The sequence below is a fragment of the Pseudomonas sp. GD03862 genome, assembly GCF_029840855.1.
In the GTDB taxonomy this organism is placed as follows: domain Bacteria; phylum Pseudomonadota; class Gammaproteobacteria; order Pseudomonadales; family Pseudomonadaceae; genus Aquipseudomonas; species Aquipseudomonas alloputida.
Genome location: NZ_JAOCDI010000001.1, coordinates 113,765 through 138,500, shown reverse-complemented (window position 1 = coordinate 138,500; position 24,736 = coordinate 113,765). Strand labels below are relative to the sequence as shown.

The window sequence follows — 24,736 nt, the reverse complement described above, 5'->3', positions numbered from 1 at the left end:
GCCCACCTCACATGTGTCCGACTTCGTCGGGCAGCTCGTAGAAGCTGGCATGGCGATAGACCTTGTCGTCCGAGGGGGCGAACAGCGGGTCTTTCTCGTCGGGGGAGGAGGCGGTGATCAGCGCCGAAGGCACCACCCACAGGCTCACACCTTCGCTACGGCGGGTGTAGAGCTCGCGGGCATTCTCGATGGCCATGGCGGCATCGGCGGCGTGCACGCTGCCGACGTGCTTGTGGTTAAGGCCGTGCTTGCTGCGCACGAACACTTCGTAGAGGGTCCAGACAGACATTTTCGATCTCCGCATCTATCGCCGCTCAGGCGGCGTTCTTGTTCTGTTGCTTGCGCGCATAGGCCACTGCGGCCTCGCGTACCCAGGCGCCGTCCTCGATGGCCTTGCGCCGGGTGGCGACACGCTCCAGGTTGCATGGGCCATTGCCCTTGATCACTTCGTAGAACTCGTCCCACTGGATTTCGCCGAAGTCGTAGTGGCCGCGCTCGGCGTTCCACTTCAGCTCAGGGTCAGGCGCAGTGCAGCCAAGCAGTTCCAGCTGCGGCACGGTCTGGTCGATGAAGCGCTGGCGCAGTTCGTCGTTGGTCTGGCGCTTGATCTTCCAGGCCATCGACTGGGCGCTGTTGGGCGAGTGTTCATCGCTCGGGCCGAACATCATCAGCGCCGGCCACCACAGGCGGTTGATGGCGTCCTGAACCATGTCGCGCTGGGCTTGGGTGCCCTGGCGCATCATGGTCAGGAGCATTTCGTAGCCCTGGCGCTGGTGGAAGCTCTCTTCCTTGCAGATACGGATCATCGCGCGGGAGTAGGGGCCGTAAGAGGTGCGCTGCAGTACCACCTGGTTGACGATGGCGGCGCCGTCCACCAGCCAGCCCACAGCGCCCATGTCGGCCCAGCTGAGGGTGGGGTAGTTGAAGATGCTCGAGTACTTGGCCTTGCCGCTGTGCAGTTTGGCGATTTCTTCGTCGCGGTCAGCCCCCAGGGTTTCCATGGCGCTGTACAGGTACAGGCCGTGGCCGGCTTCGTCCTGAATCTTGGCCATCAGCTGCAGTTTGCGCTTGAGGCTGGGGGCACGGGTGACCCAGTTGCCTTCGGGCAGCATGCCGACGATTTCAGAGTGGGCGTGCTGGGAGATCTGCCGGATGAGGGTCTGGCGATAGGCCTCGGGCATCCAGTTCTTGGCTTCGATCTTGATTTCGGCGTCGATCTTTTCCTGGAAGTTGCGTTCCTCGGGGGACATCTCTTCCAGCGACTTGATGCGCTTGACTCCGGTTTCCACTAGCTGTGCGTACATGTGCTGCGACTCCTGCTAAGGCATGAGTCATTTGTAAGCGATACAAAACATAACGTCAAACACTTTTATGTGTATCAAGTAAGATTTGTGTATCACGTTTACAGCCAAGAGGGCTGTCGGGCAGCAGCGCGTGCCCGGCAGAACGCAGGCAAAAAAAGGCCCCGGACAATGCCGGGGCCGAAATGGCAGCCGAATGGGTCAGCTGGCCAACCGTCTGTCGAACACGTGGCACGCCTTGCCCTCGGAGCGCTTGAGCGTGCCGCAGGGCTGCAGGTGCACCTGGGTGCTGATACCGATGTAAGTCTTGATCTGTTTGCTCAACTCCCCGACAACCAGCTTGCGCTGGCCCTCGTCAAGGTGCTGGCACTCTGCACGCAGCTCCACGTGCACCTGGACACTGTCCAGATTTCCATTGCGATACAGATGAATCTCATAAAGCTCAGAAAGCTGTTTTATTTTTAGCACCTGTTCCTCGATCTGAGTCGGGAACACATTGACCCCGCGAATGATCAGCATGTCGTCACTGCGGCCGGTGATCTTGCCGATCCGCCGCATCGGCCGAGCGGTGCCCGGCAGCAGCCGGGTGAGGTCGCGGGTGCGATAGCGCACCATCGGCAATGCCTCCTTGCTCAGCGAGGTGAATACCAGCTCGCCCAGTTGGCCATCCGGCAGCACTTCGCCGGTGGCAGGGTCGATGATTTCGGGATAGAAGTGGTCTTCCCAGATGGTCGGGCCGTCCTTGGTCTCTATGCACTCCATTGCCACCCCGGGCCCCATGATTTCCGAAAGGCCGTAGATATCGAGGGCATTGATGCCCAGACGCTGCTCGATCGAGCGGCGCAGCTCGTCGGTCCATGGCTCGGCACCAAAAATGCCCAGGCGCAGCTTGAGGTCGTGCGGGTCGATGCCTTGGCGCTCGATTTCATCAGCCAGGTTGAGCATGTAGGACGGGGTGACCATGATGATGTCGGGCTGGAAGTCGCGAATCAGCTGCACCTGCTTTTCGGTCTGGCCACCGGACATGGGGATCACGGTGCAGCCCAGGCGTTCGGCACCGTAGTGCGCGCCGAGCCCGCCGGTGAACAGCCCGTAGCCGTAGGACACATGCACCTTGTCACCTTTGCGCCCGCCGGCCGCACGAATCGAACGGGCAACCACATTGGCCCAGGTGTCGATATCGTTCTGGGTGTAGCCGACCACCGTCGGCTTTCCGGTGGTGCCACTGGAGGCATGCAGGCGCACCACTTCTTCCTGGGGCACGGCAAACATGCCGTAGGGGTAGTTGTCGCGCAGGTCGTTCTTGCCGGTGAAGGGGAACTTCGCCAGGTCTTCCAGGCACTTGAGGTCATCAGGGTGGATGCCGTACTCGGCAAAGCGCTGGCGGTACAACGGCACATTGTCGTAGGCGTGCTTCAGGCTCCAGCGCAGACGCTCCAGCTGGTGCTGGCGCAGGGCATCGACGCTGGCGGTTTCCATCGGGTCCAGCAGGGCACGATCGGCATCATGGTACATGTTCATGGCTTCACTCGAATTGTTCTTGTACGCCGCGCGCCAGCGGTTGCAGGCCACGCGGTGAGTGTCATGGAGGCAGCATATACGGCTGCGTTCAGTTCGGTAACAAGCGCAGGGTCTGAACCGCTCAGAGGCGCTCGATGATCATGGCAATGCCTTGGCCTACGCCGATGCACATGGTGCACAGGGCGTAGCGGCCGGCCGTTTCTTCAAGCTCGTGCAAGGCAGTGGTCACCAACCGGGCACCGCTCATGCCCAGGGGATGGCCCAGGGCGATGGCACCGCCGTTGCGGTTGACTCGCGGGTCGTCGTCGGCCAGGCCCAGCTCGCGCAACACGGCCAGCCCCTGGGCGGCAAAGGCCTCGTTGAGTTCGATGACATCCATGTCAGCCAGTGCCAGACCGGTGAGCGCCAGCACCTTGCGGGTCGCAGGCACCGGCCCGATGCCCATCAGCCTGGGCTCAACCCCGGCCACAGCCATGCCGACGATGCGCCCGCGCGCCTTCAGGCCGTGGCGGCGGGCCGCGGCGCTGCTGGCCAGCAGCAGGGCGCAAGCGCCGTCATTCACGCCGGAGGCATTACCGGCCGTTACGCTACCGCCTTCACGAAACGGCGTGCCGAGCCGAGCCAGCTGCTCCAGCGTGGTGTCGCCGCGTGGGTGCTCGTCATGCTCGACCACTTTGGACGGGCCTTTACGCTGCGGGATTTCGACCGGCACGATTTCCCGCGCCAGGCGGCCGCGGGCCTGAGCGGCTGCAGCCTTGTGCTGGCTGCGCAGGGCAAAGGCATCCTGATCGGCGCGCGAGATGCCGAACTGTTCAGCCACGTTTTCGGCCGTTTCCGGCATCGAATCGATGCCGTAGGCGGCCTTCATCAGCGGGTTGACGAAACGCCAGCCGATCGTGGTGTCGAACAGATCGGCCGCACGCCCGAATGCCTGCTCCGACTTACCCATCACAAACGGCGCACGCGACATGGATTCCACACCACCGGCCAGCATGAGCCCTGCTTCACCACAGCGCAGGGCACGTGCCGCATTGCCGATGGCATCAAGGCCGGAACCGCACAGGCGGTTGATCGTGGTCCCTGGTACTTCGACTGGCAGCCCGGCCAGCAGGCTCGCCATGTGAGCCACGTTGCGGTTGTCCTCGCCGGCCTGGTTGGCGCAGCCGAAGATAACGTCATCAATGGCTTTCCAGTCCAGTTCGGGGTGGCGCTGGATCAAGGCTTTGAGCGGGATAGCCGCCAGGTCGTCGGCGCGCACACTGCTCAGGGCCCCGGCATAGCGGCCAATGGGGGTGCGCACGGCGTCGATGATCAAGGCATCGGCGTGAGTCGGTTCATTCATCTTGCGTCTCCTGTGCCAGCACGGTGCCGCGCACTCTGTAGGATTTGCCATGGAACATCGCCACCAGCTCACCGCGCTGGTTGTCGATGCGCACGTCGTACAGGCCGGTGCGGCCTTTGCGGCTGACTTCGCTGGCGTGGGCGGTGAGCACGTCATCGCGCAGTGCCGGGGCCAGGTAGTCGATGGTGCAGCCCAGCGCCACCGTGGCCTGGTCGTAGCTATTGCAGGCGAAGGCGAACGCCGAATCGGCCAACGCGAACAGGAAACCGCCATGGCAGGTGCCATGCCCCTGGATCATGTCGGCACGTACCGCCATGCGCAGGCTGGCCCGGCCCGGGCCGGCATCCAGCAGGCTGATACCCAGGCCCTGAGTGGCCGGGTCGCGGGCGAACATGGCGTCGGCACAGGCTTGTGCCAGTTCCACTTCAGTCATGTAGGGTGCCTCCTTTGGCTTCACAGCGGCGTAACAACAGGGAAGGGCGGTAGCGGCTCTCGCCATAGCTGCGCTGCAGGTTGTCGAGCACGCGCAGGGTATGGGCAATACCGATGTTCGCCGCCCAGGCCAGCGGGCCGCAGGGGTAATTGACGCCGGCGCGCATGGCCAGGTCGATGTCGGCGGCGCTGCCGACGCCCTGAAGCACCGCATCGGCGGCCTCGTTGGCAAGCATTGCCACGGTGCGCAGTACCACCAGGCCGGGCAGGTCGGCGACACCGGTCACTTTCAGGCCGGCACGCTGCAGCAGGGCTACGGCCTGGTCACGGGCGCTGTCGCAGGTATCCGCTGACCAGCTGATGGCAATGCGCGTGGCGCTGCTGTAGTCCAGCGCAAGGTCGAGCAGCACCAGGTTGCGCAGCCCGTCCTCACGGGCACGTTGGCTAGCCAGGCGGCCGTCGGACAGGGCCAGGGTGGCGTCGCCCACCTGGATCAGGCCACTACCGGCGCGCTGGGTCACGGCAATACCGCTTTGGCGAAGGCGCTCGACCAGCGGTTGCATCACCCCCAGGTTGCCCTCGACAACGCAGGCCTCTGCGCGGGAGGAGCTGTGCAGTTCGGCCGGCTGCGGGCGCTCGACGCCTTCGGCATAGCGATAGAAGCCTTGGCCGGTCTTGCGCCCCAGGTGACCGGCGTCCACCAGTTCTTTCTGCACCAGCGAAGGCTGGAAGCGGAAATCGCCATAGAAAGCATCGAATACGGAACAGGTGACAGCGTAATTGACGTCATGGCCAATCAGGTCGGTCAGCTCGAACGCCCCCATGCGAAAGCCACCCGCGTCACGCATCAGCGCATCCAGGCTGGCGCAGTCGGCGGCACCTTCCTGCAGCAGGCGCAGGCTTTCGGCATAGAACGGCCGCGCTACCCGGTTGACGATGAAGCCCGGTGTAGAGCGCGCATGGACCGGCTGCTTGCCCCAGGCCTGGGCAGTGGCGTAGATGCATGCGGCGACTGCAGGGTCGGTTGCCAGGCCCGATACCACCTCGACAAGCGCCATCAGCGGTGCCGGGTTGAAGAAGTGCATACCGACCACGTGCTGCGGGCGTTCAAGGCCAGCGGCGAGGCTGGTGATGGACAGTGACGAAGTATTGCTGGCAAGGATACAGTCGGCCGCGCACAGGGTTTCGAGCTGACTGAACAGCGCCTGCTTCACCTGCAGGTTTTCGACGATGGCTTCAATCACCAGGCCGGCATCTGCCAAGGCTTCGAGTGTATCGACCGGGCACAGGCGGGCATTGATCGTTTCGCGTTCAGCGGCCAGTAACTTTCCTTTGTCCACCAGCCGGGTCAGTTGGCGATCGATACCCGTCACCGCCTGGGCGGCAGCACCCGGGCGGTTGTCGTAGAGCTTGACGGGGTGACCGGCCTGGGCCGCGACCTGGGCGATACCGGCGCCCATGGCGCCGGCACCAATCACCGCCACCTGCACATTGCTTGCGAGTGCGCCCATGTTCAGCGCCCCTTGAAGGCTGGCGTGCGTTTGTTCATGAAGGCGTTCACGCCTTCGCGGTAGTCCTCGCTGCGCCCGGCCAGGCGCTGCAGGTCGCGCTCCAGCTCCAGCTGCGCCTCAAAACCGTTGTCGAAACTGGCATTGAGGCTGCGCTTGATCAGTGCCAGGCCGTAGGTGGGCTGGGCGGCGAGGTGGCGGGCGAGGGTGAGGGCTTCATCACGCAGCGCGGCATCATCCACCACGCGGTAGATCAGCCCCCATTGCTCGGCCTGTTCAGCGCCAAGGCGCTCGCCCAGCATGGCCAGCGCCTTGGCCCGGGCCATGCCGACCAAGCGCGGCAGCAGCCAGGTACCGCCGGAGTCCGGCACCAGGCCGATCTTGCAGAAGGCCTGGATGAAACTGGCCGAGCGGGCGGCCAGCACCAGGTCGCAGGCCAAGGGAATGTTGGCACCGGCACCGGCTGCCACGCCGTTGACCGCACAGATCACCGGCAAAGGCAGGTCGCGCAGGGTGCGCACCAGCGGGTTGTAGAACTTGTCGATCGATTGGCCCAGGTCAGGCATTTCGGCGCCTGGGGCAACGTTGCGGTCGGACAGGTCCTGTCCGGCGCAGAAGCCGCGGCCTTCAGCCGTCAGCAGCAGCACCCGCGCGTCACTGCTTTGGCGCACTTGCTTGAGCGCTTCGCGCACCTCCAGATGCATGTCCGTATTGAAGCTGTTCAGCTGCTCGGGGCGGTTCAATGAAAGGAAGGCAACGCCGTCCTCGATGGAAAACAGGATGTGCTGGAAAGTCATGACAGACTCGCTCCGTCAGTCGAGAGAATGATGATCAGCGCCCCTGGAAACGGGCCTGGCGCTTTTCCTGGAAGGCGCGGATGCCTTCATCGCGGTCGGCGGTGCCCGCCAGCAGGGTGAAGGCATGGCGCTCGAAGCGCAGGCCGCTGGCCAGGTCGGTATCACCGGCCTTCAGTAACGCCTCCTTGGCCAGGCGCACAGCCAGCGGCGCTTTGGCGGCGATGCTGCGGGCAACCTGCATGGCGCGTTCTACGGTGAGTTCGGGCTGGGTGATTTCGCTGACCAGGCCGGCCTGCTGGGCGCGGAGGGCAGTGATGGCTTCCCCCGTCAGCACCATCTGCATGGCCAACGGCTTACCGACAGCACGTAACAGGCGCTGGGTGCCGCCAGCACCGGGGATGATGCCAAGGTTGATTTCCGGCTGGCCGAAACGGGCGTCGGTCCCGGCGATGACGATGTCGGCGCACATTGCCAGTTCACAGCCGCCACCCAGGGCATAGCCGTTGACTGCGGCAATCAGCGGTTTGGCGAATGCGGCGATGCTTTGCCAATGCGCTACGCGCGGGTCATTGAGGATGCCGACCAGGTCGCGATCAGCCATCTCGCGGATGTCGGCGCCTGCGGCGAATGCTTTGGCACTGCCGGTAATCACTGTGGCCCGGACATGCTCGTCGTCCCCGGCAGCCTGCAGCGCAGCAGCCAGTTCTGCCAGTAGCTCGGTGCACAGGGCATTCAAGGCCTCGGGCCGTTGCAGGGTAATGAGCTGAACGCCGTGTTCGGGCGCCTGCACATCGATATATCGCGGCATCTCGGGTTCCTCTGGCTGCACGCACGGCACATCGCGTGGCCGGCATTTTTTGGAATTGTTTGCAGGGGCGTAATGCGGGATCACGACCAGGTGAGGTCAGTATATGCTCTATGCGATACATCAATGCAAGGTTCAAAATATATTCGCGTATCTCTTTTTTATTTTCCAGCGGCCAAAGCCGCAGAGCAATGCCTGCAGAAGAATCGGTTCATCTAGTTATTTTCTGGTATTTACCGCCGGTTTTTGCCTGGCAGAATCAAATCAACATAAGCGATACACGATTGACGACCAAACAGCTTCTGATACAAGATCGAAAGAAATTTCAAATCATTTCAGGAGTGATGCCATGCCTTGCTATCGACTGGACGGCCTGACGCCCGTGGTTCACCCGACAGCCTACGTGCACCCCAGTGCAGTCCTGATCGGCGACGTCATCGTTGGACCCCGCTGCTACATCGGCCCACTGGCATCGCTCAGGGGCGATTTCGGCCGCATCGTGCTGGAGGAGGGCGCCAACTTGCAGGACACCTGCGTGATGCACGGTTTCCCGGGGGGCGACACCGTAGTAGAGCGTAACGGGCACATCGGCCATGGCGCCGTGCTGCACGGCTGTCGCGTCGGCGAAGATTCATTGATCGGCATGAACGCCGTGGTGATGGATGGCGCCCATGTAGCACCTCGCTGCATCGTCGCGGCCACCGCCTTCGTCAAAGCTGGCTTCGAATGCGCGGCGCAGAGCCTGGTGATGGGGTCGCCAGCCCAGGTCAAACGCCCACTGAGCGAGAAGGAGCTGGCCTGGAAACAGCGCGGGACGACGGAGTACCAGCACCTGGCGCAGCGCTGCATGAACAGCATGGTCGAATGCCCGCCGCTGGCCGAGGCAGAGCCGGGGCGCCCGCGCATGGAAGACACCGGGGTCAGGCCCAAGGGCCAGGCGAGCGCATGAGCCTGGCAGTGACACGCAATGGCCAGGCGGCCCGCCGCACAGGTATAGTCGGTGCTTTATCCGCGCACAGTTCGCCCATGAGCACTCTTGCCCCACTGAACCACTTGATCACCCGCTTTCAGGAACAGACGCCGATCCGCGCCAGTTCCCTGATCATCACGTTGTACGGCGATGCCATCGAGCCGCACGGCGGTACAGTCTGGCTCGGTAGCCTGATCAACCTGCTGGAGCCGATCGGCATCAATGAACGGCTGATACGCACGTCGATCTTTCGCCTGACCAAAGAAGGTTGGCTCACTGCAGAAAAGGTGGGCCGACGCAGTTATTACAGCCTGACAGGCACTGGCCGTCGGCGTTTCGAAAAAGCCTTCAAGCGCGTCTATAGCCCAAGCCAGCCAGCCTGGGACGGGGCTTGGACGCTGGTGTTGCTGTCGCAACTCGAGGCGGGTAAACGCAAGGCCGTGCGTGAAGAGCTGGAGTGGCAGGGGTTTGGTGTCATGGCGCCGAACCTGCTGGGTTGCCCACGGGCAGACCGTGCCGACCTGGTGGCCACGTTGCGTGATCTTGAGGCGGGCGACGACAGTATCGTCTTCGAAACCCACACCCAAGAGGTGCTCGCGTCCAAGGCGATGCGCGCCCAGGTGCGGGAAAGCTGGCGTATCGACGAACTGGGGCAGCAATACAGCGAGTTTATCCAACTGTTCAGGCCGCTGTGGCAAGGTTTGAAAGAGCAGCCGTTGCTGGATGCCCAAGATTGCTTCCTTGCGCGCACGCTGCTGATTCACGAGTACCGCCGCTTGCTGCTGCGCGACCCGCAACTACCCGACGAGCTGCTGCCAGGGGACTGGGAGGGAAGGGCTGCGCGACAGTTGTGCCGTAACCTCTACCGACTGGTGTTTGCCAAAGCCGAAGAATGGTTGAATGCAGCGCTGGAAACAGCAGATGGCCCATTGCCGGACGTGAGCGAGAGTTTTTACAAGCGTTTTGGCGGGTTGGCTTGAGGGGAGTGCTCGCCTCACAGTGCCGCGGCCAACATTCACGGCCTCGAGCAGGGTGCCTTCAGGGGCCTTTGGCCTCACACTCAACGCCACCTTGTTCGAGCGCCATGAGTGCAGGCATATCAAGAATTTCTACCAACCTGCCATGCAGGTCGACGATACCCAGCGCGCGCAGACGGGCGACGGATCGGCACACGGTTTCCAGGCGTAGACCCAGGTACGAAGCCATGTCTTCACGAGACATCCGCAACATGAAGCCATGGGCAGAGTAACCGCGGCTGACGAAGCGCCTGGAGAGCCCCACCAGGAAGCTGGCCAGCCGCTGTTCTGCAGTCAGGTTGCACAGCATCAGCACACGCCCGTGCTCACGCACGATCTCGCGGCTCATCAAGCGATTCAGGCTTTGCTGCAGGTCCGGAAACTCACGCGCCAGGGTTTGCAAGCGGCGATAGGGGACAGGGCAGACTTCGCTGTCTTCCAGGGCAATGGCGTCACAGACATGGTGCTCTGTGGCAATGGCATCGAGGCCGAGTACATCGCCCGGCATCCAGAAGTTGATCACCACGCCTTGCCCCTCGGCGGTGTTCAGGCTGGTCTTGAAACTGCCGCAGCGTAAGGCATAGAGCATGGTCAGCGGATCGTTGGCATTGAACAGCGCGGCGCCCTTGCGAATGCGCATGCGTGGGCCTATCAACGCGCCCAGGCAGCTGTTTTCGTCAACTGGCAGGCCAGTGGGGAGGCACAGGCCGCTTACCCGGCAATCCAAGCAGTGGTTCACCAGCGGTTTGAGGTGAATAGGGTTTGCCTTGGGCAAAGGGTTGGGTGAGTCGAGCAGGGTGACCTTCAGCTGGCCAGGCATTTTCAGGCCTCCTTCGCATTTTGGAGGCCGCTTTGGGCCCCCGCGCCATTACGCGCACCGAGCCCGACGGGCGACCAATCAGCAAGCATGTCCCGCGAGTGGGGGGCATTGAGGCGGCTTGTAAGCCGTTCGACAAACCGCTCGGCTTCGGCCGCCGTACTGAAACCCACCCGCCAGTCATCCATGCGCACCCAACAGCGTCCCTGCTCTGTGTTCTTCTCGACGTAAACGTTCATCAGGGCCTCCAAAGCATGTATCGGTCGACAATGCAGGAAGGCGTCCCTGCCGGCAGCGGAGGTGAAGCTCAGGGCGGGGTCGCCATGGCGCGCCTGCGGGGCCTGAAGTGGCTGTGATCTGGGTACAGGGTGCGCCAGCGAAGTCCCGAGGTATTGATCCGCGTCAAGTTCTTGCGCCCTGGGCAATGCCATTGGTCGGCAGGTGCCTCCAGTTGATAAACATCAAGTTCGCAACACGTAGGTGGCAGATGCTTTACCTACGTATCGCAACCTCAGAGGTGTGCCATGGAAACTCCGCAAAGACTGCTGCTGATCGCCTCCCCCCTGATGCGCCGAACCCCGGTCTATGACCGGGCTGCTGCGCTGGCCAAGGCCAAGGGAATGGCGCTGCACATCGTCGCTTTCGACTACGTGGAAGGGCTTGCCACGGCGGGCCTGGTGAATGACCAAGCGCTGGCAGTCATGCGCGAGGGTTACGTGCAGCAGCACCGTGAATGGCTGGAAACCCAGGCGTTGCCGATGCGGCGCAATGGTGTCACCGTCACAACCGAGGTGGTGTGGGTGCAGCAGCCCTTGAATGAGATCCTGATACACTTGCGTGAGCAACCGTTTGCCATGCTGATCAAAGAGCTCGAGCATGAGCCTTGGTGGATGCGCGCAATGTTCACCTCGCTGGATATCCAGTTGCTGCGCGAAACGCGAATACCCTTGCACCTGGTACACAAGGCCAGCCATGCGTTGCCACACAGGATTCTGGCGGCGGTGGACCTGTCCAGGCCGGAGGATCAGTTTGAAGGCTTCAACGACCTGATCATCAGCGAAGCGCTGAAGCTGACATTGCAGTGCAATGCCCAGATCGAGTTGCTGTACGCCTACGACTTGGGTTCCATGTACCTGGACGCCGGCGGCAGCCGGGAACATTCGTTCCTGTTCGATTCAAACGATGCCCAGACCTTGCATGACGCTCAAAGCGCTGCCTTCCAGGAGCTTGCCGAACGCAACGGCATCGCCGTCGAACACCGCCATATGCGCATAGGCGACCCGGCAAAGGCCCTGGCGATATTCATGGATAACAATGATATCGACGTACTGGTCATGGGCAGTTATCACCACCGTGGCATCGGCTGGTTCATCGGCAGTACTGCCGAGCGCGTTATGCATCGGTTGTCCAGCAGTGTGCTGGTGATTTCTCCAGAGCGCTCCCAAGGCTGAAGCACAAGGCCCGCAAGGGCCTTGTCTTTTCAAGGCCGCAGGTCAAGTTCGTGCAGAATCTCGCTCACATCGCCGCCCGGGTAGCGTGAGGTGAAGCCCAGTGCCTTGACCAGCCGGTGCATGGCATAGTTGCTGGCCAGATCCCTGGAGACCATGCACTGAAAGCCATTGCGTCGCGCGGCTGCAATCAGGTGTTGCATCAGGCGCTTGCCCAACCCCTTGCGCTGCCAGTCTTCGCTGACCGCCACTGCACATTCGCAACGTTGACTGCCAGGTATGCCCGCATAGCGGCTGACGCCGATCTGTTGCAACTGACCGTCTACATGAACCAAGGCGACATAGGCCATGCGCTGGTGGTAGTCCACGGGCATGTCTTGCGTGTCCAAGCTAGGCAAGCCGCCGCTGAGTCCGGCAATGAGGCGAAAGCGCCGTGATTCATATGCGATTGTGCTCAGAAAACGCTTGTCCCGTTCGCGGTCTTCTTCGCGCAGTGGGCGGATCAGCACCGCCGAACCGTCCTCGAGGTTTTCGACCCAGTGTTCGCAGGTCTGTGGCTGTGCTGTTTGCTGCCCGTTCATGACGCCTCCCGTTGCTTGATCAGTACCTGGTGCAGCCGTTTTAACGTGGCGGGCCGTTTCGGTTCTGACAATCATCAAGTTCAGCCTGGGTAGCGGTTTTCTGATCTGCATCAAGCAGCAGCGGTCCTGTGCGCGGAATATCGTCAGCATCACACCCACTCACGAAAGCGCGGAGGTTCACCATGGGGCAATATCGACAATTGCTGGTGCTGCTGACCGAGGTAGAACCGCATTCCGCCGCTTTGCGCAGAGCCCTTGCCTTGGCGCATGTCAGCGGCGCCAGCGTGCATGTACTGGGCTTGTTCGAGCCAAGCGAGGAGCACCTTCTGCGCGAAGAGCGGCTGAACGAGGCCGATATCAAGCGCCAGTACGAGCATTATCGCGCTCAGTTGACGGGACTGGTCGAGCGGCATCGCGGCAGCGGTATAACGCTGACGGTCGACAGCCTGAATGCGGAGGATATCCGCAGCCAGGCGATCGATTACATCAGCGAACTGCAGCCCGATATGGTCATCAAGGACAGCGAAGCTGCGTCGGCCCTGGTGCGCATGTTCGGCACCCCACTGGATTGTGCGCTGATGCGAGGTTTCAAAGGCGTCAGCCATTTCGTGCCGGCGGCGGCCACTTCATTGCCGCGGCGTGTGCTGGTCGCCGTGGATACTGCGTTCAGCGAGACGCCTGCCGTCCAGGCGTGCTTCAATCGTGGACTGATTCGTGCTGGCCAGGCGCTGGCGTTACAGTGTGACGCGCACCTGCATCTGCTATCGGCCTACAACCTGGCAGGGGTATTTGCCTCGGACATGAATGTCACCCAGGCGTGGATCGACGAGATGCGCGAGGCACTGCAGGAGCCTTTCGAAGCGCTGGCCGATGCCGAAGGCGTCGCGCCGGACCGCCGACATTTCATGGAAGGAGGCCCGGTACAGGTGATCCGGGAACAGGTCGCAGCCCTGGACATCGACGCGGTGGTGATGGGCGTGGTGCAGCCCGAAGGCCTGGACAAACTATTGGGAGACACCACCGAGCGTATCGTCAGCCGCCCACCGTGCAGCGTGCTCGCCGTTCATCCCCAAATAGCCGAAAGTTGGGAGCCTTGGCCATGCAACTGACATTTCTTGGCGGCACTGGCACCGTGACCGGCAGCAAGTTCTTGTTGACCCGTGACAGCACGCGGGTATTGGTCGACTGCGGACTCTTCCAGGGTTTCAAGCAACTGCGCCTGCGCAACTGGCAGCCACTGCCCCCGGCGCTGCGGGCGCTCGATGCGGTGGTGCTGACCCACGCCCACCTTGACCACAGTGGTTATCTACCGGTGCTGGTTCGGGAAGGCTACCGCGGGCCGATCTACGCCACACCGGCGACGTGCGCCTTGGCGGAAATCCTCCTGCTCGACAGTGCACGGCTGCAGGAAGAGCAGGCCGAACATGCCAATCGCCACGGTTACTCCAAGCATGCGCCGGCGCAACCGCTCTATACCGAGCAGGATGCCAAACGTGCCCTGGCACTGTTTCGGCCCGTAGCGTTACACCAGGTGACCATGATCGCCGAGGGCATGGAGTTGCTGTTGCGTACCGCCGGACATATTCTGGGGGCGGCCACGGTCCAGATCAGCGCCGAAGGGCAGACCGTGCTGTTTTCGGGTGACCTCGGCCGCCCTCAGGATCCGATCATGCGTGCGCCTGAGCTGGTCAGGACGGCGGACGTGCTGTTGATCGAATCTACCTATGGCGATCGCCAGCATCCCGCCGAATCGACCGAGCAGTACCTGGCCAAGGTCATCAACGAAACGCTCCTGCGCCATGGCATTACCCTCGTACCCTCGTTCGCCGTTGGCCGCGCCCAACTGCTCATGTATTACCTGTACACGCTCAAGCGCGACCGGCTGATCCCTGATATCCCGATCTACCTGAACAGTCCGATGGCCACCGACGCCACCGCCCTGTACCAGCAGTACCGCAGTGAGCATCGGCTGACCGCAGCCGAGTGCGCCGCCATGTGCAGAGGCACGCACATCGTCCGGACGGTCGATGAGTCCAGGCACCTGGACCAGCTGCGCGAGCCCGCAGTGATCATCGCCGCCAGTGGCATGGCGACCGGTGGACGGGTGCTTCACCACCTGAAGGCACTGGCGCCAAACCCGCGCAACAGCATTCTGTTCTCCGGCTTTCAAGCCGGGGGGACGCGGGGTGCCGATATCGTCGCGGGCGCCCACAGTGTGCGGTTGCAAGGCGAGGATGTGCCCATCCGTGCACAGGTGCACGCGATGGAGAATCTTTCTGCGCACGCCGATGCCGATGAAATCATGGAATGGTTGCGCGGGTTCACCCGGCCACCCCGTCAGACCTATGTGATTCATGGCGAGCCACACGCTGCCGACACCTTGCGGCGGCGGATCAGCCTCGAACTCGGCTGGCAAGTGTGCGTGCCTGAATATCAGGAAACGGTTGCCATCGACCCTGTTCGCTAGAGGCTGTTTTCCACGCAACATCACCGAGTATCAAGGCTTTTCATACAGCCCAGGCTGGCACGGGAGGTATTCATGAACACACAAGCTAGGGCGAAACTGAGAGCGTGGTTGCATCGCCCCAAGGGCAGCCTGGGTTGGATCGTAGCGATCCTTGTGTTACTGCTCGCCGCATCGGCCTACCGCGGGCTGAGCCCCACCTGGCGCCTGCCCATGCACAATCCGGTCGTGATGCTGGCCTTGCTGACCTTGAGCGTGGCGCTAGGCTGGGCGGTGCAGCGGGGCGTGAAGCGCACCGTTGGCAAAGCCATTTTCAACGGCTTGGAGACTGGCTGGCAGGCCAGACTGGCGTTCCTTCGCTCAGTGGCTCGGGAATCGAACATCCTGCTGGTGGTGCTGTTGTGCCTGGCCCTGCTGGGCACGAGCACCTTGTGGTTGGCAGGGCGCTCAGTGACGCAGATCGTGGCGAACTGCGAGGCCAACCTGCAGGCTCAAGTGGATATACCCGAAGATGAAAAACTCACCGCGCTTGTCGGCAAACCGGTGTGCACGTGCCTGGCGCAGACCTTCATGGAGCGCAACGGTGTGCTGCGCATGGCCTTGTTCGAAACCCCCATGCAGGAAGTGAGCGGCTTGAAGGTGCTCACTGCAGATGATGAGCAGCGCTGTCTTGAACAGTTCGACCTGCTGCCCGAGGAGCCCCAGGCAACCGCGCCTTGAGCCGGCCCGCCTGTCGGTGCCCTGGCACCGGACGCCGCAGCCAGACGACTGAACCGCCGCTATTTGGCTTTCCAGTACTTCTGCATTTCCAGGAAGAGAAACGAAGCGGTCCAGGTGATCAGCACCAGGCCGGTCAATGCCTGCAGGCCGGTCAGGTATTTCAGGTGCCCGCTCGGGGTGATGTCGCCGAAACCGATGGTGGTATAGGTGGTGAAGGAAAAGTACACGCAGTCCAGGAAACTCCCGTCGAAATTGCCGCTGAGTGTGCCCCAGCCGTCGGCATGGGCCATCAGGTAATACACCAGGGCAAAGCACCAGACCTCAAGGGCATGGGCCAGCAGTGCGCCGAGCACACCCGCCACGATGCGAAACCGGCTCCAGAGGTTCAGGCGGGGTAGCCAGTCATTCAGGCGCAGCAAGCATTCGTAGTGAATGATCACCACCAGGATCACGACCAGCATGTTGATCAGCGTGACAGTGAGCATCGCAGGTTCCTGATTGGCGGTTCATTTCAAGTTGTCGACCAACGCATGGATGGTAGCTCATTGGCCTGCGGCAGCAACGCTAGGATTTCTTCACTAGCAGGTGCAAAGTGGCGCCTAGGGGGCATTGATATTTATCAAGAACGAACCAGCACCTGCTTCGATAATGACATCGCATGCAACCCAGGCAACGCGCCGGGAGGTACCCATGACGCCGTATCGCCGGATTCTGCTTATCATGACCGAGGCCCAAGCCAATGCCGCGCTGTCCCGGGCCATGGCCTTGTCTGCGGCGTCCGGTGCGAGTTTGCATGTACTGGGCATCCATGAATCTGGTGCACTGCGCCTGCCTCACGAATTGCAGGAAGCCCCACTTCATTCGGCCTCGTTCATGCATTTCAGTACCGAACTCAAAGCACTGCTGGATGAGCAGTCATTCGTTGGGGCTCGGCCAGGTTTCGAGGCAGTTGAAACCTCCAATCCGCGTGATCAGCTGCCAGCGTGCATTGCCCGCTACGCGCCTGATTTGGTGATCAAGGGCTGCCCGGGCCACTCCCTGCTCGAGCAGATCGCTCGGACCTCGCTCGACCAGGCGCTGCTGCATGGGAGTGAGACGCCGTTGTTGTTCGTACCGGCGGATGCCCCAGCCATCCCCCAGAACATTCTGGTCGCAGTGGATGTCGCCAACCCGTCGCCACACAACGACGCCCTCAACCATGCCCTGGTCGCGGCAGGTCAGCAACTGGCGACTCAATGCAAGGGGCAGTTGCACCTGCTCTCGGCTTACGACCTGCCCATCGCCATGCTGGCCAACCCTGACCTTGCCGGCCCTTGGGTGAACCAATTACGCGAGTCACTGCAGCTGCCTTTCGATGCGTTGGCCGATGCACATGGCATCGCCTACACGCACCGGCATTTCAGCGAAGGTGCGCCCCTGCGCGTGATCAAGTCCTACATCGCCACGCTGAAAATCGATGCAGTGGTGGTCGGCACCGTGCAGCCCAGGCATTGGGCCAAGGTGATCGGCGATACCACCGAGCGGCTTGTCAGCCATGCACCGTGCAGCATCCTGACGATCAGGTCTGCACCCGCCAGCTGACTTCATTAAGATGGCATCTTTTCTTGTCTCTGATTCGACAATGGAGCGCTGAGATGTTTGTTGATATGGCTGCCTTCACGCCGTGGTCGGCATTGGCAGGCGGGGCGTTGATCGGTTTGGCCGCTGGGCTGTTCGCCGTTGCGAACGGGCGCATCGCGGGCATCAGCGGTTTGCTCGGTTCTATGCTGCAAAGTGGTGGGGAAGGGCGGGGCGAAAAAGTGTGCTTTTTGCTGGGACTCCTTGCCGCGCCACTTTCCTGGCAACTGTTCTCAGCAATGCCTCCCGTTCATTTCAGTGTGGCGCCTTGGCTGCTTATGGTCTCGGGAATTCTGGTAGGCCTCGGTACCCGCTATGGCAGTGGCTGCACCAGCGGCCATGGCGTTTGTGGCTTGTCACGCCTGTCGCCTCGTTCGGCAGTGGCGACGCTGTGCTTCATGGCAGCAGGCTTTGCCACGGTCTTCGTGGTCAGGCATGTACTTTCAGGAGCATGAAATGAAGCGGATCAGTGGCTTTATCGCTGGGTTGCTGTTCGGCATGGGGATATTGCTATCCGGTATGGCAAACCCTGCCAAGGTGCTGGGGTTTCTCGACATTGCCGGGCAGTGGGACCCGTCGCTGGGACTGGTCATGGTGGGTGCGATAGGTGCCGCACTGTTGCCGATGACTTGGGCGCGACGTCATACCACGGCCTTGCTGGGAGGTAAGATACAGCTGCCTGCCAGGCGCGACATCGACCGTCGACTCGTCGGCGGGAGCCTGGTTTTCGGCATAGGCTGGGGGCTTGCCGGCGTATGTCCGGGGCCGGTGCTGGTGTTGCTCGCCGGGGGGTACTGGCAAGCCTGGCTATTTGTGCTCGCGATGCTTGCCGGTATGGGATTATTCAATGTTGCGGAAGCGTTTCGCAGCCGTCATCAGGGCAGGGTTTGACGGTAAACAATTGAGTTCTGTTCGATATCAGAATAAGGCACTTACTGAGTGTAACTCTACTAAATGAATATTTAGCGTAGTTATTCCTTAAGGTTATTATAGGGGCAGGGTATGGCTAGCGGTACAAGCAAGTCAAAGGGTTTTGAAATACACTCGGAAATCCAGAAACTGATTGCCGAAACTGCAGCACTAAACCAGGATTCGACCAAGTTGAGTCGCGAAAATTTTTGGTATCCAGTGGCGATTTCTGTCGGGCTGATCACCGTTGTGGTCACTGTCACAGCGTTAATCTTGAGGCTGCTTCAGTGATCCCGCAGCTTGTCCGCCGATAGTCTGTTGAACTAGGGAAAGCCCAAATCCCGGGGCCGTTACTCTTGGAAAATCCCGATGCAACCGCATCAAAGCACCTCCTTAAGGGGTACGACATGATGGCAGTTGCCCAGGTGAATGCAGCCATTGGCATGGAAATTCTGCTGAAAACCTTCGTTGCCAGACCAAACGGTAATCATGGCCAGGTCGATGAAACCTACGACTTGGATATCGACCTTATCCAGGCCGCTCATCAAGATTTACAACGTGTCGGCAAAGTCGACATCAAACGAAAATGGGCTGATAAGCATGATCTGCTGACATTGTTTTATGCAGTGCCGGCCACACTCCGGAGCCACCTTGACCTAAGTCGGCACGAGGAATGTATTGAGCGTTATCGCAACGTTTTCACTAACTTATCCGTGCGAGGCCGACTCACCTGGTGGCTATGACGACACGCTGGTCCATATCCTTGGCGAGCTGATTGACAATGTCGTGTCTTGGTACCGCGAACGAGGCTGTGAGGATTTGTTTATCCTTTGCCATGGCATGACGCCAAATGTTCCATCTCAAGGCCAGAAAGGCGCCTGAGCGGACGTGGCCTAGCTTGCAATCTGCCCACCCCACGCCCCGGCAGCCCCATAAGAAGATGCTCATAATGCATATTATGTTAAATCATGTTCTATGTAAGGGCGCCAGGGTCAGTGTCCAATCCCACATACCTCCGGTCAAATTCCCGCAAACCCCCGTTACGTTTACTGGAGGCCAAATCGGATAAGCATGTTCTGGAGCGACAACGGTATGCCCTACATTGAGAACATCTGCAGAGACCGCTTTGCCATGCTCATCAGCCGAGAGCTTGAGCAGTTCGGTATCTGGGAGCTTACAGAGGCCGACATGCCCAAGTCTAAACGAGTGGACCTCGCGTTCGCCTGCGCTGACCTTCAGCTTCCAATTGAGGTCAATTGCCAGTGGCATGACGAGTCTTCAAAGAAGCGGGCCTGCCGAAGGCCCTTTACACTAGCCACTCGATGCGCCGGGGTTTTGCGACCTGGGCATCGGCGAATGGCTGGGACATCAAGGCACTAATGGGTTATGTCGGGTGGAAGGATATGAAGTCTGCGCTGCGCTATGTGGACTCACGCGTCTCTTTTGGCCACCTAGCAATCAAAGCCCAGCATGGGTACTGACGCCGAATTGACCCCTCTGGCGCTTAGGTGGCTCAGGTAGTTAAACCAGGAGAGACCTAACCGTCAGTCTTCGGCAGATACGGTACAGAGCAAACGATCCGCCCTCGCAGGAGGGCCACGATCACTCTCAATCGCTAGGTTAGGGATAGAAATTCCACCCTGCCCCTTTCCAAGCCGTCATGACCTGCTTACGCCACGGATGCGGCGCTCAGCCCCCCATGGTGACAGGTGGGCTAGCACGGTCTTGCCGGCGGTACGCGATTGTCTGTTCCGCTTGCCTCACGAGAGAATCGACGATGGCCTTGAAGAGCTTCACTTCAGAGTTGGTTTGGGCCTCCCAAGTGACAACGGACGGGCCCACCTTTACTTTGCGACCTCGTACAGCCTAAGACCTTTACCACGGTGTGTCTCAATGACGGTCGTTGAGTCCAGTAAACGCAACACCTTACGCAGGTAATAAAGTTGCACCTCAATACGCTTGGTGCCCGGGTCAAAATGGAAGCCCCAGACGCCCTTGAATATACTTTCGCGGCTAACGATATGATCCCCATTGCTGACCAGAAGCGTGAGTAGCCTGAAAGAAGTGCTCTTCACCACTATCCGCTTGTTTTTGCAGATAGCCTCACGTTTCGGGAGATCAAGGCTCAGGTCGGCAAAGGCAAGATCATGCGGGGTTGTGAGTGTGACTCTCATGTAATCTCGTCATCGGCAAGGCGTCATTCGCCCAAAATACCGTGATCAGCCACGCGCAACCATTGCAAAAATCTAGCCTAGCGATTCACTTTCTGAATTGGTTTTTCTCCACATTCACAAAGTAAGCACCAACTCACACAGCGCATTATAGCGACTCGCTCATAATCGAAACCCACTATGGGAGCCTGCAACTAAAGAACTACAGCGCAAACCTGTTAAAGGTTTCCTCAAGCAAATGTAGCGAGCGCTCTAAAATTGCAGCGATGGCGTTTGCCTGTGTCGTAGCATGAAGTCTATTTCCCCGCCTGACAAAAAGTTCATCACCAAAAAATAATCTCAAGTCACTAAGCGTGTTACTGATGGCGGGCTGAGTGACACCAAGCATCCTTGCGGCAGCACTTGCACTCCTCGCCCGGTGAACGGCAACAAAGACGACTAACTTATTGAGATCAAGGCACCGCAGGCGCGCCGGGTCAAAATCATAATTCTCAGTAGACAATCAAATCTCCCTCATGCGGCGGCATGAAAGCTTTAAAATATCGGCACTACGCGATGGTGCGCTAGGGACATGTACCTGAGAGTACCGGTGACTAACGCTCGGCACAACGCATTATTATGGAACCGAGTTCCGCAATGCCTGGAATCAATCAACGGTTATCAGCAGAGGCAATACGCGTATATTTCCATGATCAGCCCATCACAGCGCGCCCTAGAGAGATCCTAATGAGCATACTTTTTACGCCCTACTTCTTGTCAGGCCTCACGTTGAAGAATCGCGTGGTCATGGCCCCCATGACGCGCGCACGCGCTGAAACGACAGTTCCCGATGACCTGACTGTGCTGTACTACCAGCAACGCGCTGGTGCCGGACTGATCATCACCGAAGGTGTACCCGTTTCGGTGCAAGGGCGGGGATACCTGTTCAACCCCGGGTTGTATACGCAAGAACAAGTCGAAGGATGGAAAAGGGTCAACGCAGCCGTTCACCAGAAGCAGGGCTGCATTTTCGCCCAGTTGTGGCATGTGGGCCGTGTATCACACACCAGCTTGCAACCCAACGGTGAAGCGCCTGTCTCTTCGAGCGCCAAGCTGGCAGCTAACTCCAACGCGTACGCCTACGATGAAAACAATCAGCCTGGCCCGATCCAGGCCAGTAAGCCGCGCGCCCTGACCGTCCCTGAAATTGCTGACATCAAAGGCGATTTCGTCCGTGCTGCATGCAGGGCGATGGAAGCAGGATTCGACGGTATTGAAATCCATGGCGCCAATGGATACTTATTCGAGCAGTTCATCAATCCAACTGTGAACGACCGTACTGATGAGTATGGAGGCTCGATCCAAAATCGAATCAGGCTTCTCCTCGAAACCATCGATGCAGTCGCGGCAGCAATTGGCCGAGAGAAAGTGGGCGTACGTATCTCCCCATTCGGACGGCTTTTCGACATGGCGCCATTTGAAGATGAAGCCGAGACATGGGTAACGGTTGCGGCCGAACTGCAAAAGCGAAACATCGCGTATGTGCATTTGAGCGACCAACTGACCATTGGTGCGGAACGGATGCCTCAAGGATTCGCCAAGCAATTCAGAGCATCGTACCGGGGCACGCTCATTGCGGCGGGAGGGTTTGATCGCGAATCCGCTGAAGCCGCTCTGGAGGCGGGCGAGCTCGACTTAATCGCCTTTGGCCGCCCCTTCATCGCCAACCCTGATCTAGTTGAGCGCATGAAGAATAGCTGGCCCCTTGCCACCCCTGACCGTGAAACGTTCTACGGCAACAGTGGCGAAAAAGGATATGTCGATTATCCATTCTACAACCCAGCCTGAAGAGCATCTGCGCGCTGAACCTGCCTGAGCCCAGTCCCTGGCGGTGGTGGCATGCGTCGGCCAACAAGCACGCTGCGAACAAAAAGGCGACCTCAACGTGGGTCGCCTTTTTCATATAGAAAGTCACGCTTCATCTGTCAGGACGGAAAATTTTCGAGTCCCGTTGAGCGAGTTCGAGGAGCGCATCGACGATCATCCGTACTTTGGGCTGAATGTAGCGTGTACGCGGCCAGATGACATGGATTGGCATTTCAGCCCCCTCATACTGCTGAAGGACAGGAATCAAGAGGCCTTGCTCGATCTGATCGTGAACGAGCCAGGTTGGAAGTTGCGCCAGCCCTCCCCCCGCAAGTGTCATCTCCAACAACATCTCTCCATCACCCATCTCGTGCTTCACGCATACCTCTTGCTCGCTGACATGCCCTTTATCATCCAGCAGCATCCAAGTTTTTCGAGTGCCGTTTCGCCAACCGACTATACAATCGTGAGACAGTAAATCTTCTCGGGTCTGCGGGACACCGCGCCGCTCAAGGTAACTGGGTGTGGCGCAAATCAGCAAGCTCTGGCTACCGAGCTTTCGCGCGACAATCTCTCCGTCATCCTTGAGCGTTCCAATCCTTACCACCAGGTCGACCCCTTCATTGATGATATCGACAAGCCGCTCACTAAAGCTCACTGACAGATCAAGCTTGTGATATCGAACCGAAAGATCAATCAGTGTCGGTAAAATGTGCCGCCGGCCAAACGCAGCCGGTAGGTCTACACGCAGCCGACCAACGGGCTCCTGCTGGCCGGTGGTAAGGAAACTTTCCGATTCTGCCAGCTCGTCAATGGCCCGAAGGCAACTGGCGAGAAATGCCTCTCCTTCACTCGTCAATATAAGACGCCGAGTCGTGCGATGCAGAAGCTTCACACCGAGTCGGGCCTCAAGGCGAGTAACACTTTTACCTACTGCAGAGCTGGTCACTCCAAGCTCCAGCGCTGCCGCAGTAAAACTGAGCGTTTGAGCTGAGGTGACAAACTCCCTGATTCCGTCAAACGTGTTAACCGCCATTATGGAGCCCTGAGCTGAAAGGGGTGGAATTTACGCACCCTAATGGTGAAATTGTACAGAAATACACAGCCCCTGCTGCTGCCTTGCAAGCGCCCGGACACCGAATTTTCGATGTGAGGTTTACCTGCCTCAGCGGCATTGCCTTGGCGGGCCGCAGCGCGCTACTCCTTAGGCACTACCACCCTGTCCTTGCCCAATAACAGATACCCCAGCGACATGGCGACTACCCCCAGCATTACCGCTGAGGCGTTCTCCATACCTAAGGCATCCACCAACGCGCCCATACCGATGATGCCGATCGCACTCCCCAAATATCCTGCGAGATAGAAAAGCGATCCCAAAGCAGCTCTGTGAGTACCAGGAGCAAGCGATGTGAAAACACCCATTGCGCCCACGAACGTCGCGCCATATCCCACCCCTGCGAGGACAGTAAAGAGTACGAAGATTGATGGCTGATGTACGTACAAGGCGACCAGGCACCCCACCCAGGCCGCGCATATCAACGCCCCACCACTGCCCATGGCGAGTTCAGGCCTGACGCGTCGGCAGAAGAATTGCGTTATCCCCGCTGTCGCCTGGAACGCGGTAACAAGTAAACCCGCCGAGGCATGACTGTGCGCTGAGACCTCCGTCAGCGTGCTGATGATCATCGAAGGCCCTAATGCGACGAAAACCGATCCAACTGACCAGGCGACCACCAGGATCAATGAGATCCGAGTGAACGCCCGCCAGCTACCTCGCATTTGTTCGTCAAGGGTCAAGCGCACACTGCCGTCGCTTGCTTTGGGAATGTGATGCACAACCTCCCCGCTCCACTGCACGCGACATAAGCCAATTGCAGTCAATATGGCCAGGCAAGCGTTAAGTACAAAGGGACTGAGCGTAGGGTAAAAATCAACGGCGATGGCAGCTGAGCTCAGAACCGGCCCCAAGGCTGCGCCGGACGTGAAGGAAACGGTGGCCAATACCGCTGCATGCCGCTTGCGGTCTTGAGCATCAAAACCAACCAGCGCCGCATTGGCGCTGCCGGTAAGTGCACCCGTACCTACGCCGGCCAAAAAGCGTCCCAGGAAGAGCCCATCAAGCTCCGTCGAAAATGCGAATACCAATGACCCAGCCGCCACGGCAAACAGTGCCGGTACCAAGACACAGCGGCGATCCTCCAAGCGGTCGGAAAGCCTTCCCAGGACTGCCAATGCCAGCAAGACGCCGATGGCGTAAACGGCAAAAAGCGAGGTCAGGGTTGTCGACGAAAAATGCAGGTTCGCTTGATAAAGACCGTACAAGGGGGATGGGGCTGTACTGCCTACGAGCGCGCTCAAAATGGCCAGGGAAACAAGCAAGCGAGCTTTAGCCAAAGAGTGATGTGCAGACACGAGTTAACCACTTCGCTAATCGGGGATGCGCTGACTATACCGATGCTTAGCCTGCTAAGC

At 59.9% G+C, this 24,736-nt stretch carries 28 protein-coding genes; 12 read left to right on the top strand and 16 right to left on the bottom strand.

Going from position 1 to position 24,736, the window contains the following annotated elements:
- Positions 1–7 precede the first annotated feature (7 nt).
- From paaB to paaF, 8 genes are all read right to left on the bottom strand, one after another.
- Positions 8–289 carry a 1,2-phenylacetyl-CoA epoxidase subunit PaaB gene (gene paaB / locus N5D53_RS00645; protein ID WP_004374528.1) on the bottom strand — a complete coding sequence of 94 codons (282 nt, stop codon included), beginning with the start codon at positions 287–289 and terminating at the stop codon, positions 8–10.
- 25 nt (positions 290–314) lie between these two features.
- The gene (gene paaA / locus N5D53_RS00640; protein ID WP_010954157.1) at positions 315–1,304 is read right to left on the bottom strand and encodes a 1,2-phenylacetyl-CoA epoxidase subunit PaaA; all 990 of its coding nucleotides are present in this window, start codon (positions 1,302–1,304) and stop codon (positions 315–317) included.
- Between the two features lie 198 nt (positions 1,305–1,502).
- Positions 1,503–2,822 carry a phenylacetate--CoA ligase PaaK gene (gene paaK / locus N5D53_RS00635; protein WP_029615400.1) on the bottom strand — a complete coding sequence of 440 codons (1,320 nt, stop codon included), beginning with the start codon at positions 2,820–2,822 and terminating at the stop codon, positions 1,503–1,505.
- A gap of 121 nt (positions 2,823–2,943) precedes the next feature.
- Positions 2,944–4,164, bottom strand: a complete 1,221-nt coding sequence (pcaF, locus tag N5D53_RS00630) for a 3-oxoadipyl-CoA thiolase (protein WP_190869229.1) — start codon at positions 4,162–4,164, stop codon at positions 2,944–2,946.
- Positions 4,157–4,597, bottom strand: coding sequence for a hydroxyphenylacetyl-CoA thioesterase PaaI (paaI, locus tag N5D53_RS00625; RefSeq protein ID WP_190869228.1), 441 nt, complete (start codon positions 4,595–4,597; stop codon positions 4,157–4,159). The genes pcaF and paaI overlap by 8 nt, the downstream gene beginning before the upstream one ends.
- Positions 4,590–6,107: a 3-hydroxyacyl-CoA dehydrogenase PaaH gene (paaH, locus tag N5D53_RS00620; protein WP_190869227.1), complete on the bottom strand. Its 1,518-nt coding sequence runs from the start codon at positions 6,105–6,107 to the stop codon at positions 4,590–4,592. Before paaH ends, paaI begins: the two co-directional genes overlap by 8 nt.
- 2 nt (positions 6,108–6,109) lie before the next feature.
- On the bottom strand, positions 6,110–6,901 hold the full coding sequence (gene paaG, locus N5D53_RS00615; RefSeq protein WP_104961642.1) for a 2-(1,2-epoxy-1,2-dihydrophenyl)acetyl-CoA isomerase PaaG: 792 nt from the start codon (positions 6,899–6,901) through the stop codon (positions 6,110–6,112).
- 34 nt (positions 6,902–6,935) lie between these two features.
- Positions 6,936–7,709, bottom strand: coding sequence for a 2,3-dehydroadipyl-CoA hydratase PaaF (gene paaF / locus N5D53_RS00610; RefSeq protein WP_190869226.1), 774 nt, complete (start codon positions 7,707–7,709; stop codon positions 6,936–6,938).
- 346 nt (positions 7,710–8,055) lie between these two features.
- Between paaF and paaY the strand changes: the two genes are divergently transcribed.
- Together paaY and paaX are read left to right on the top strand one after the other, a co-directional pair.
- A complete protein-coding gene (gene paaY, locus N5D53_RS00605; protein WP_266021700.1) occupies positions 8,056–8,655 on the top strand; it encodes a phenylacetic acid degradation protein PaaY in 600 nt (199 codons plus the stop codon).
- Between the two features lie 77 nt (positions 8,656–8,732).
- A complete protein-coding gene (gene paaX / locus N5D53_RS00600) occupies positions 8,733–9,656 on the top strand; it encodes a phenylacetic acid degradation operon negative regulatory protein PaaX (protein WP_190869225.1) in 924 nt (307 codons plus the stop codon).
- A 58-nt stretch (positions 9,657–9,714) separates the two neighbouring features.
- Here paaX and fnrC read toward each other — a convergent pair whose 3' ends face one another.
- Both fnrC and N5D53_RS00590 read right to left on the bottom strand, forming a co-directional pair.
- Entirely contained in the window at positions 9,715–10,512 is a 798-nt protein-coding gene (gene fnrC / locus N5D53_RS00595; protein WP_266021696.1) for a Crp/Fnr family transcriptional regulator FnrC, read from the bottom strand.
- Between the two features lie 2 nt (positions 10,513–10,514).
- Complete coding sequence (locus tag N5D53_RS00590; RefSeq protein ID WP_266021695.1) at positions 10,515–10,748, bottom strand: hypothetical protein; 234 nt, start codon at positions 10,746–10,748, stop codon at positions 10,515–10,517.
- A gap of 285 nt (positions 10,749–11,033) precedes the next feature.
- On the opposite strand from N5D53_RS00590, the gene N5D53_RS00585 reads away from it, so the two are divergent.
- A complete protein-coding gene (locus tag N5D53_RS00585) occupies positions 11,034–11,960 on the top strand; it encodes a universal stress protein (RefSeq protein WP_190869224.1) in 927 nt (308 codons plus the stop codon).
- Between the two features lie 29 nt (positions 11,961–11,989).
- On the opposite strand, the gene N5D53_RS00580 is transcribed toward N5D53_RS00585, so the two are convergent.
- The gene (locus N5D53_RS00580; RefSeq protein WP_104961636.1) at positions 11,990–12,538 is read right to left on the bottom strand and encodes a GNAT family N-acetyltransferase; all 549 of its coding nucleotides are present in this window, start codon (positions 12,536–12,538) and stop codon (positions 11,990–11,992) included.
- Between the two features lie 182 nt (positions 12,539–12,720).
- Here N5D53_RS00580 and N5D53_RS00575 point away from each other — a divergent pair, with 182 nt between their 5' ends.
- The 3 genes from N5D53_RS00575 to N5D53_RS00565 all read left to right on the top strand — a co-directional run bounded on the left by N5D53_RS00575 (position 12,721) and on the right by N5D53_RS00565 (position 15,722).
- A complete protein-coding gene (locus N5D53_RS00575; RefSeq protein ID WP_279839140.1) occupies positions 12,721–13,647 on the top strand; it encodes a universal stress protein in 927 nt (308 codons plus the stop codon).
- Positions 13,638–15,005 carry an MBL fold metallo-hydrolase gene (locus N5D53_RS00570; protein ID WP_266021691.1) on the top strand — a complete coding sequence of 456 codons (1,368 nt, stop codon included), beginning with the start codon at positions 13,638–13,640 and terminating at the stop codon, positions 15,003–15,005. Before N5D53_RS00575 ends, N5D53_RS00570 begins: the two co-directional genes overlap by 10 nt.
- A 72-nt stretch (positions 15,006–15,077) precedes the next feature.
- Positions 15,078–15,722 carry a hypothetical protein gene (locus N5D53_RS00565; RefSeq protein WP_104961633.1) on the top strand — a complete coding sequence of 215 codons (645 nt, stop codon included), beginning with the start codon at positions 15,078–15,080 and terminating at the stop codon, positions 15,720–15,722.
- A gap of 59 nt (positions 15,723–15,781) precedes the next feature.
- On the opposite strand, the gene N5D53_RS00560 is transcribed toward N5D53_RS00565, so the two are convergent.
- Positions 15,782–16,207, bottom strand: a complete 426-nt coding sequence (locus N5D53_RS00560; RefSeq protein ID WP_190869222.1) for a potassium channel family protein — start codon at positions 16,205–16,207, stop codon at positions 15,782–15,784.
- Between the two features lie 205 nt (positions 16,208–16,412).
- On the opposite strand from N5D53_RS00560, the gene N5D53_RS00555 reads away from it, so the two are divergent.
- The 5 genes from N5D53_RS00555 to N5D53_RS00535 all read left to right on the top strand — a co-directional run bounded on the left by N5D53_RS00555 (position 16,413) and on the right by N5D53_RS00535 (position 19,729).
- Positions 16,413–17,303 carry a universal stress protein gene (locus N5D53_RS00555; protein WP_104961631.1) on the top strand — a complete coding sequence of 297 codons (891 nt, stop codon included), beginning with the start codon at positions 16,413–16,415 and terminating at the stop codon, positions 17,301–17,303.
- Between the two features lie 53 nt (positions 17,304–17,356).
- Positions 17,357–17,794: a YeeE/YedE family protein gene (locus N5D53_RS00550; protein WP_104961630.1), complete on the top strand. Its 438-nt coding sequence runs from the start codon at positions 17,357–17,359 to the stop codon at positions 17,792–17,794.
- Position 17,795: 1 nt separating this feature from the next.
- Complete coding sequence (locus tag N5D53_RS00545) at positions 17,796–18,230, top strand: DUF6691 family protein (RefSeq protein WP_104961629.1); 435 nt, start codon at positions 17,796–17,798, stop codon at positions 18,228–18,230.
- A gap of 425 nt (positions 18,231–18,655) precedes the next feature.
- The gene (locus N5D53_RS00540; protein ID WP_223843511.1) at positions 18,656–18,991 is read left to right on the top strand and encodes a hypothetical protein; all 336 of its coding nucleotides are present in this window, start codon (positions 18,656–18,658) and stop codon (positions 18,989–18,991) included.
- 549 nt (positions 18,992–19,540) lie between these two features.
- Positions 19,541–19,729 (top strand): tyrosine-type recombinase/integrase, encoded by a 189-nt coding sequence (locus tag N5D53_RS00535; protein ID WP_256597968.1) that lies wholly within the window; start codon positions 19,541–19,543, stop codon positions 19,727–19,729.
- Positions 19,730–20,092: 363 nt separating this feature from the next.
- Here N5D53_RS00535 and N5D53_RS00530 read toward each other — a convergent pair whose 3' ends face one another.
- Together N5D53_RS00530 and N5D53_RS00525 are read right to left on the bottom strand one after the other, a co-directional pair.
- Positions 20,093–20,422: a winged helix-turn-helix domain-containing protein gene (locus N5D53_RS00530; RefSeq protein WP_064614574.1), complete on the bottom strand. Its 330-nt coding sequence runs from the start codon at positions 20,420–20,422 to the stop codon at positions 20,093–20,095.
- Between the two features lie 199 nt (positions 20,423–20,621).
- The gene (locus N5D53_RS00525; RefSeq protein WP_080756684.1) at positions 20,622–20,921 is read right to left on the bottom strand and encodes a LysR family transcriptional regulator; all 300 of its coding nucleotides are present in this window, start codon (positions 20,919–20,921) and stop codon (positions 20,622–20,624) included.
- A 224-nt stretch (positions 20,922–21,145) separates the two neighbouring features.
- Between N5D53_RS00525 and N5D53_RS00520 the strand changes: the two genes are divergently transcribed.
- The gene (locus N5D53_RS00520; RefSeq protein ID WP_279839127.1) at positions 21,146–22,246 is read left to right on the top strand and encodes an alkene reductase; all 1,101 of its coding nucleotides are present in this window, start codon (positions 21,146–21,148) and stop codon (positions 22,244–22,246) included.
- Positions 22,247–22,376: 130 nt separating this feature from the next.
- Here N5D53_RS00520 and N5D53_RS00515 read toward each other — a convergent pair whose 3' ends face one another.
- Positions 22,377–23,300, bottom strand: coding sequence for a LysR family transcriptional regulator (locus N5D53_RS00515; RefSeq protein WP_108078684.1), 924 nt, complete (start codon positions 23,298–23,300; stop codon positions 22,377–22,379).
- A gap of 161 nt (positions 23,301–23,461) precedes the next feature.
- A complete protein-coding gene (locus N5D53_RS00510) occupies positions 23,462–24,676 on the bottom strand; it encodes an MFS transporter (RefSeq protein ID WP_279839123.1) in 1,215 nt (404 codons plus the stop codon).
- Between the last annotated feature and the right edge of the window lie 60 nt (positions 24,677–24,736).

Bases quoted from the DNA above. Each gene is read 5' to 3' on its own strand.
- paaB (WP_004374528.1), bottom strand. From the start codon at position 289: ATGTCTGTCTGGACCCTCTACGAAGTGTTCGTGCGCAGCAAGCACGGC.
- paaA (WP_010954157.1), bottom strand. From the start codon at position 1,304: ATGTACGCACAGCTAGTGGAAACCGGAGTCAAGCGCATCAAGTCGCTG.
- paaK (WP_029615400.1), bottom strand. From the start codon at position 2,822: ATGAACATGTACCATGATGCCGATCGTGCCCTGCTGGACCCGATGGAA.
- pcaF (WP_190869229.1), bottom strand. From the start codon at position 4,164: ATGAATGAACCGACTCACGCCGATGCCTTGATCATCGACGCCGTGCGC.
- paaI (WP_190869228.1), bottom strand. From the start codon at position 4,597: ATGACTGAAGTGGAACTGGCACAAGCCTGTGCCGACGCCATGTTCGCC.
- paaH (WP_190869227.1), bottom strand. From the start codon at position 6,107: ATGGGCGCACTCGCAAGCAATGTGCAGGTGGCGGTGATTGGTGCCGGC.
- paaG (WP_104961642.1), bottom strand. From the start codon at position 6,901: ATGACTTTCCAGCACATCCTGTTTTCCATCGAGGACGGCGTTGCCTTC.
- paaF (WP_190869226.1), bottom strand. From the start codon at position 7,709: ATGCCGCGATATATCGATGTGCAGGCGCCCGAACACGGCGTTCAGCTC.
- paaY (WP_266021700.1), top strand. From the start codon at position 8,056: ATGCCTTGCTATCGACTGGACGGCCTGACGCCCGTGGTTCACCCGACA.
- paaX (WP_190869225.1), top strand. From the start codon at position 8,733: ATGAGCACTCTTGCCCCACTGAACCACTTGATCACCCGCTTTCAGGAA.
- fnrC (WP_266021696.1), bottom strand. From the start codon at position 10,512: ATGCCTGGCCAGCTGAAGGTCACCCTGCTCGACTCACCCAACCCTTTG.
- N5D53_RS00590 (WP_266021695.1), bottom strand. From the start codon at position 10,748: ATGAACGTTTACGTCGAGAAGAACACAGAGCAGGGACGCTGTTGGGTG.
- N5D53_RS00585 (WP_190869224.1), top strand. From the start codon at position 11,034: ATGGAAACTCCGCAAAGACTGCTGCTGATCGCCTCCCCCCTGATGCGC.
- N5D53_RS00580 (WP_104961636.1), bottom strand. From the start codon at position 12,538: ATGAACGGGCAGCAAACAGCACAGCCACAGACCTGCGAACACTGGGTC.
- N5D53_RS00575 (WP_279839140.1), top strand. From the start codon at position 12,721: ATGGGGCAATATCGACAATTGCTGGTGCTGCTGACCGAGGTAGAACCG.
- N5D53_RS00570 (WP_266021691.1), top strand. From the start codon at position 13,638: ATGCAACTGACATTTCTTGGCGGCACTGGCACCGTGACCGGCAGCAAG.
- N5D53_RS00565 (WP_104961633.1), top strand. From the start codon at position 15,078: ATGAACACACAAGCTAGGGCGAAACTGAGAGCGTGGTTGCATCGCCCC.
- N5D53_RS00560 (WP_190869222.1), bottom strand. From the start codon at position 16,207: ATGCTCACTGTCACGCTGATCAACATGCTGGTCGTGATCCTGGTGGTG.
- N5D53_RS00555 (WP_104961631.1), top strand. From the start codon at position 16,413: ATGACGCCGTATCGCCGGATTCTGCTTATCATGACCGAGGCCCAAGCC.
- N5D53_RS00550 (WP_104961630.1), top strand. From the start codon at position 17,357: ATGTTTGTTGATATGGCTGCCTTCACGCCGTGGTCGGCATTGGCAGGC.
- N5D53_RS00545 (WP_104961629.1), top strand. From the start codon at position 17,796: ATGAAGCGGATCAGTGGCTTTATCGCTGGGTTGCTGTTCGGCATGGGG.
- N5D53_RS00540 (WP_223843511.1), top strand. From the start codon at position 18,656: ATGATGGCAGTTGCCCAGGTGAATGCAGCCATTGGCATGGAAATTCTG.
- N5D53_RS00530 (WP_064614574.1), bottom strand. From the start codon at position 20,422: ATGAGAGTCACACTCACAACCCCGCATGATCTTGCCTTTGCCGACCTG.
- N5D53_RS00520 (WP_279839127.1), top strand. From the start codon at position 21,146: ATGAGCATACTTTTTACGCCCTACTTCTTGTCAGGCCTCACGTTGAAG.
- N5D53_RS00515 (WP_108078684.1), bottom strand. From the start codon at position 23,300: ATGGCGGTTAACACGTTTGACGGAATCAGGGAGTTTGTCACCTCAGCT.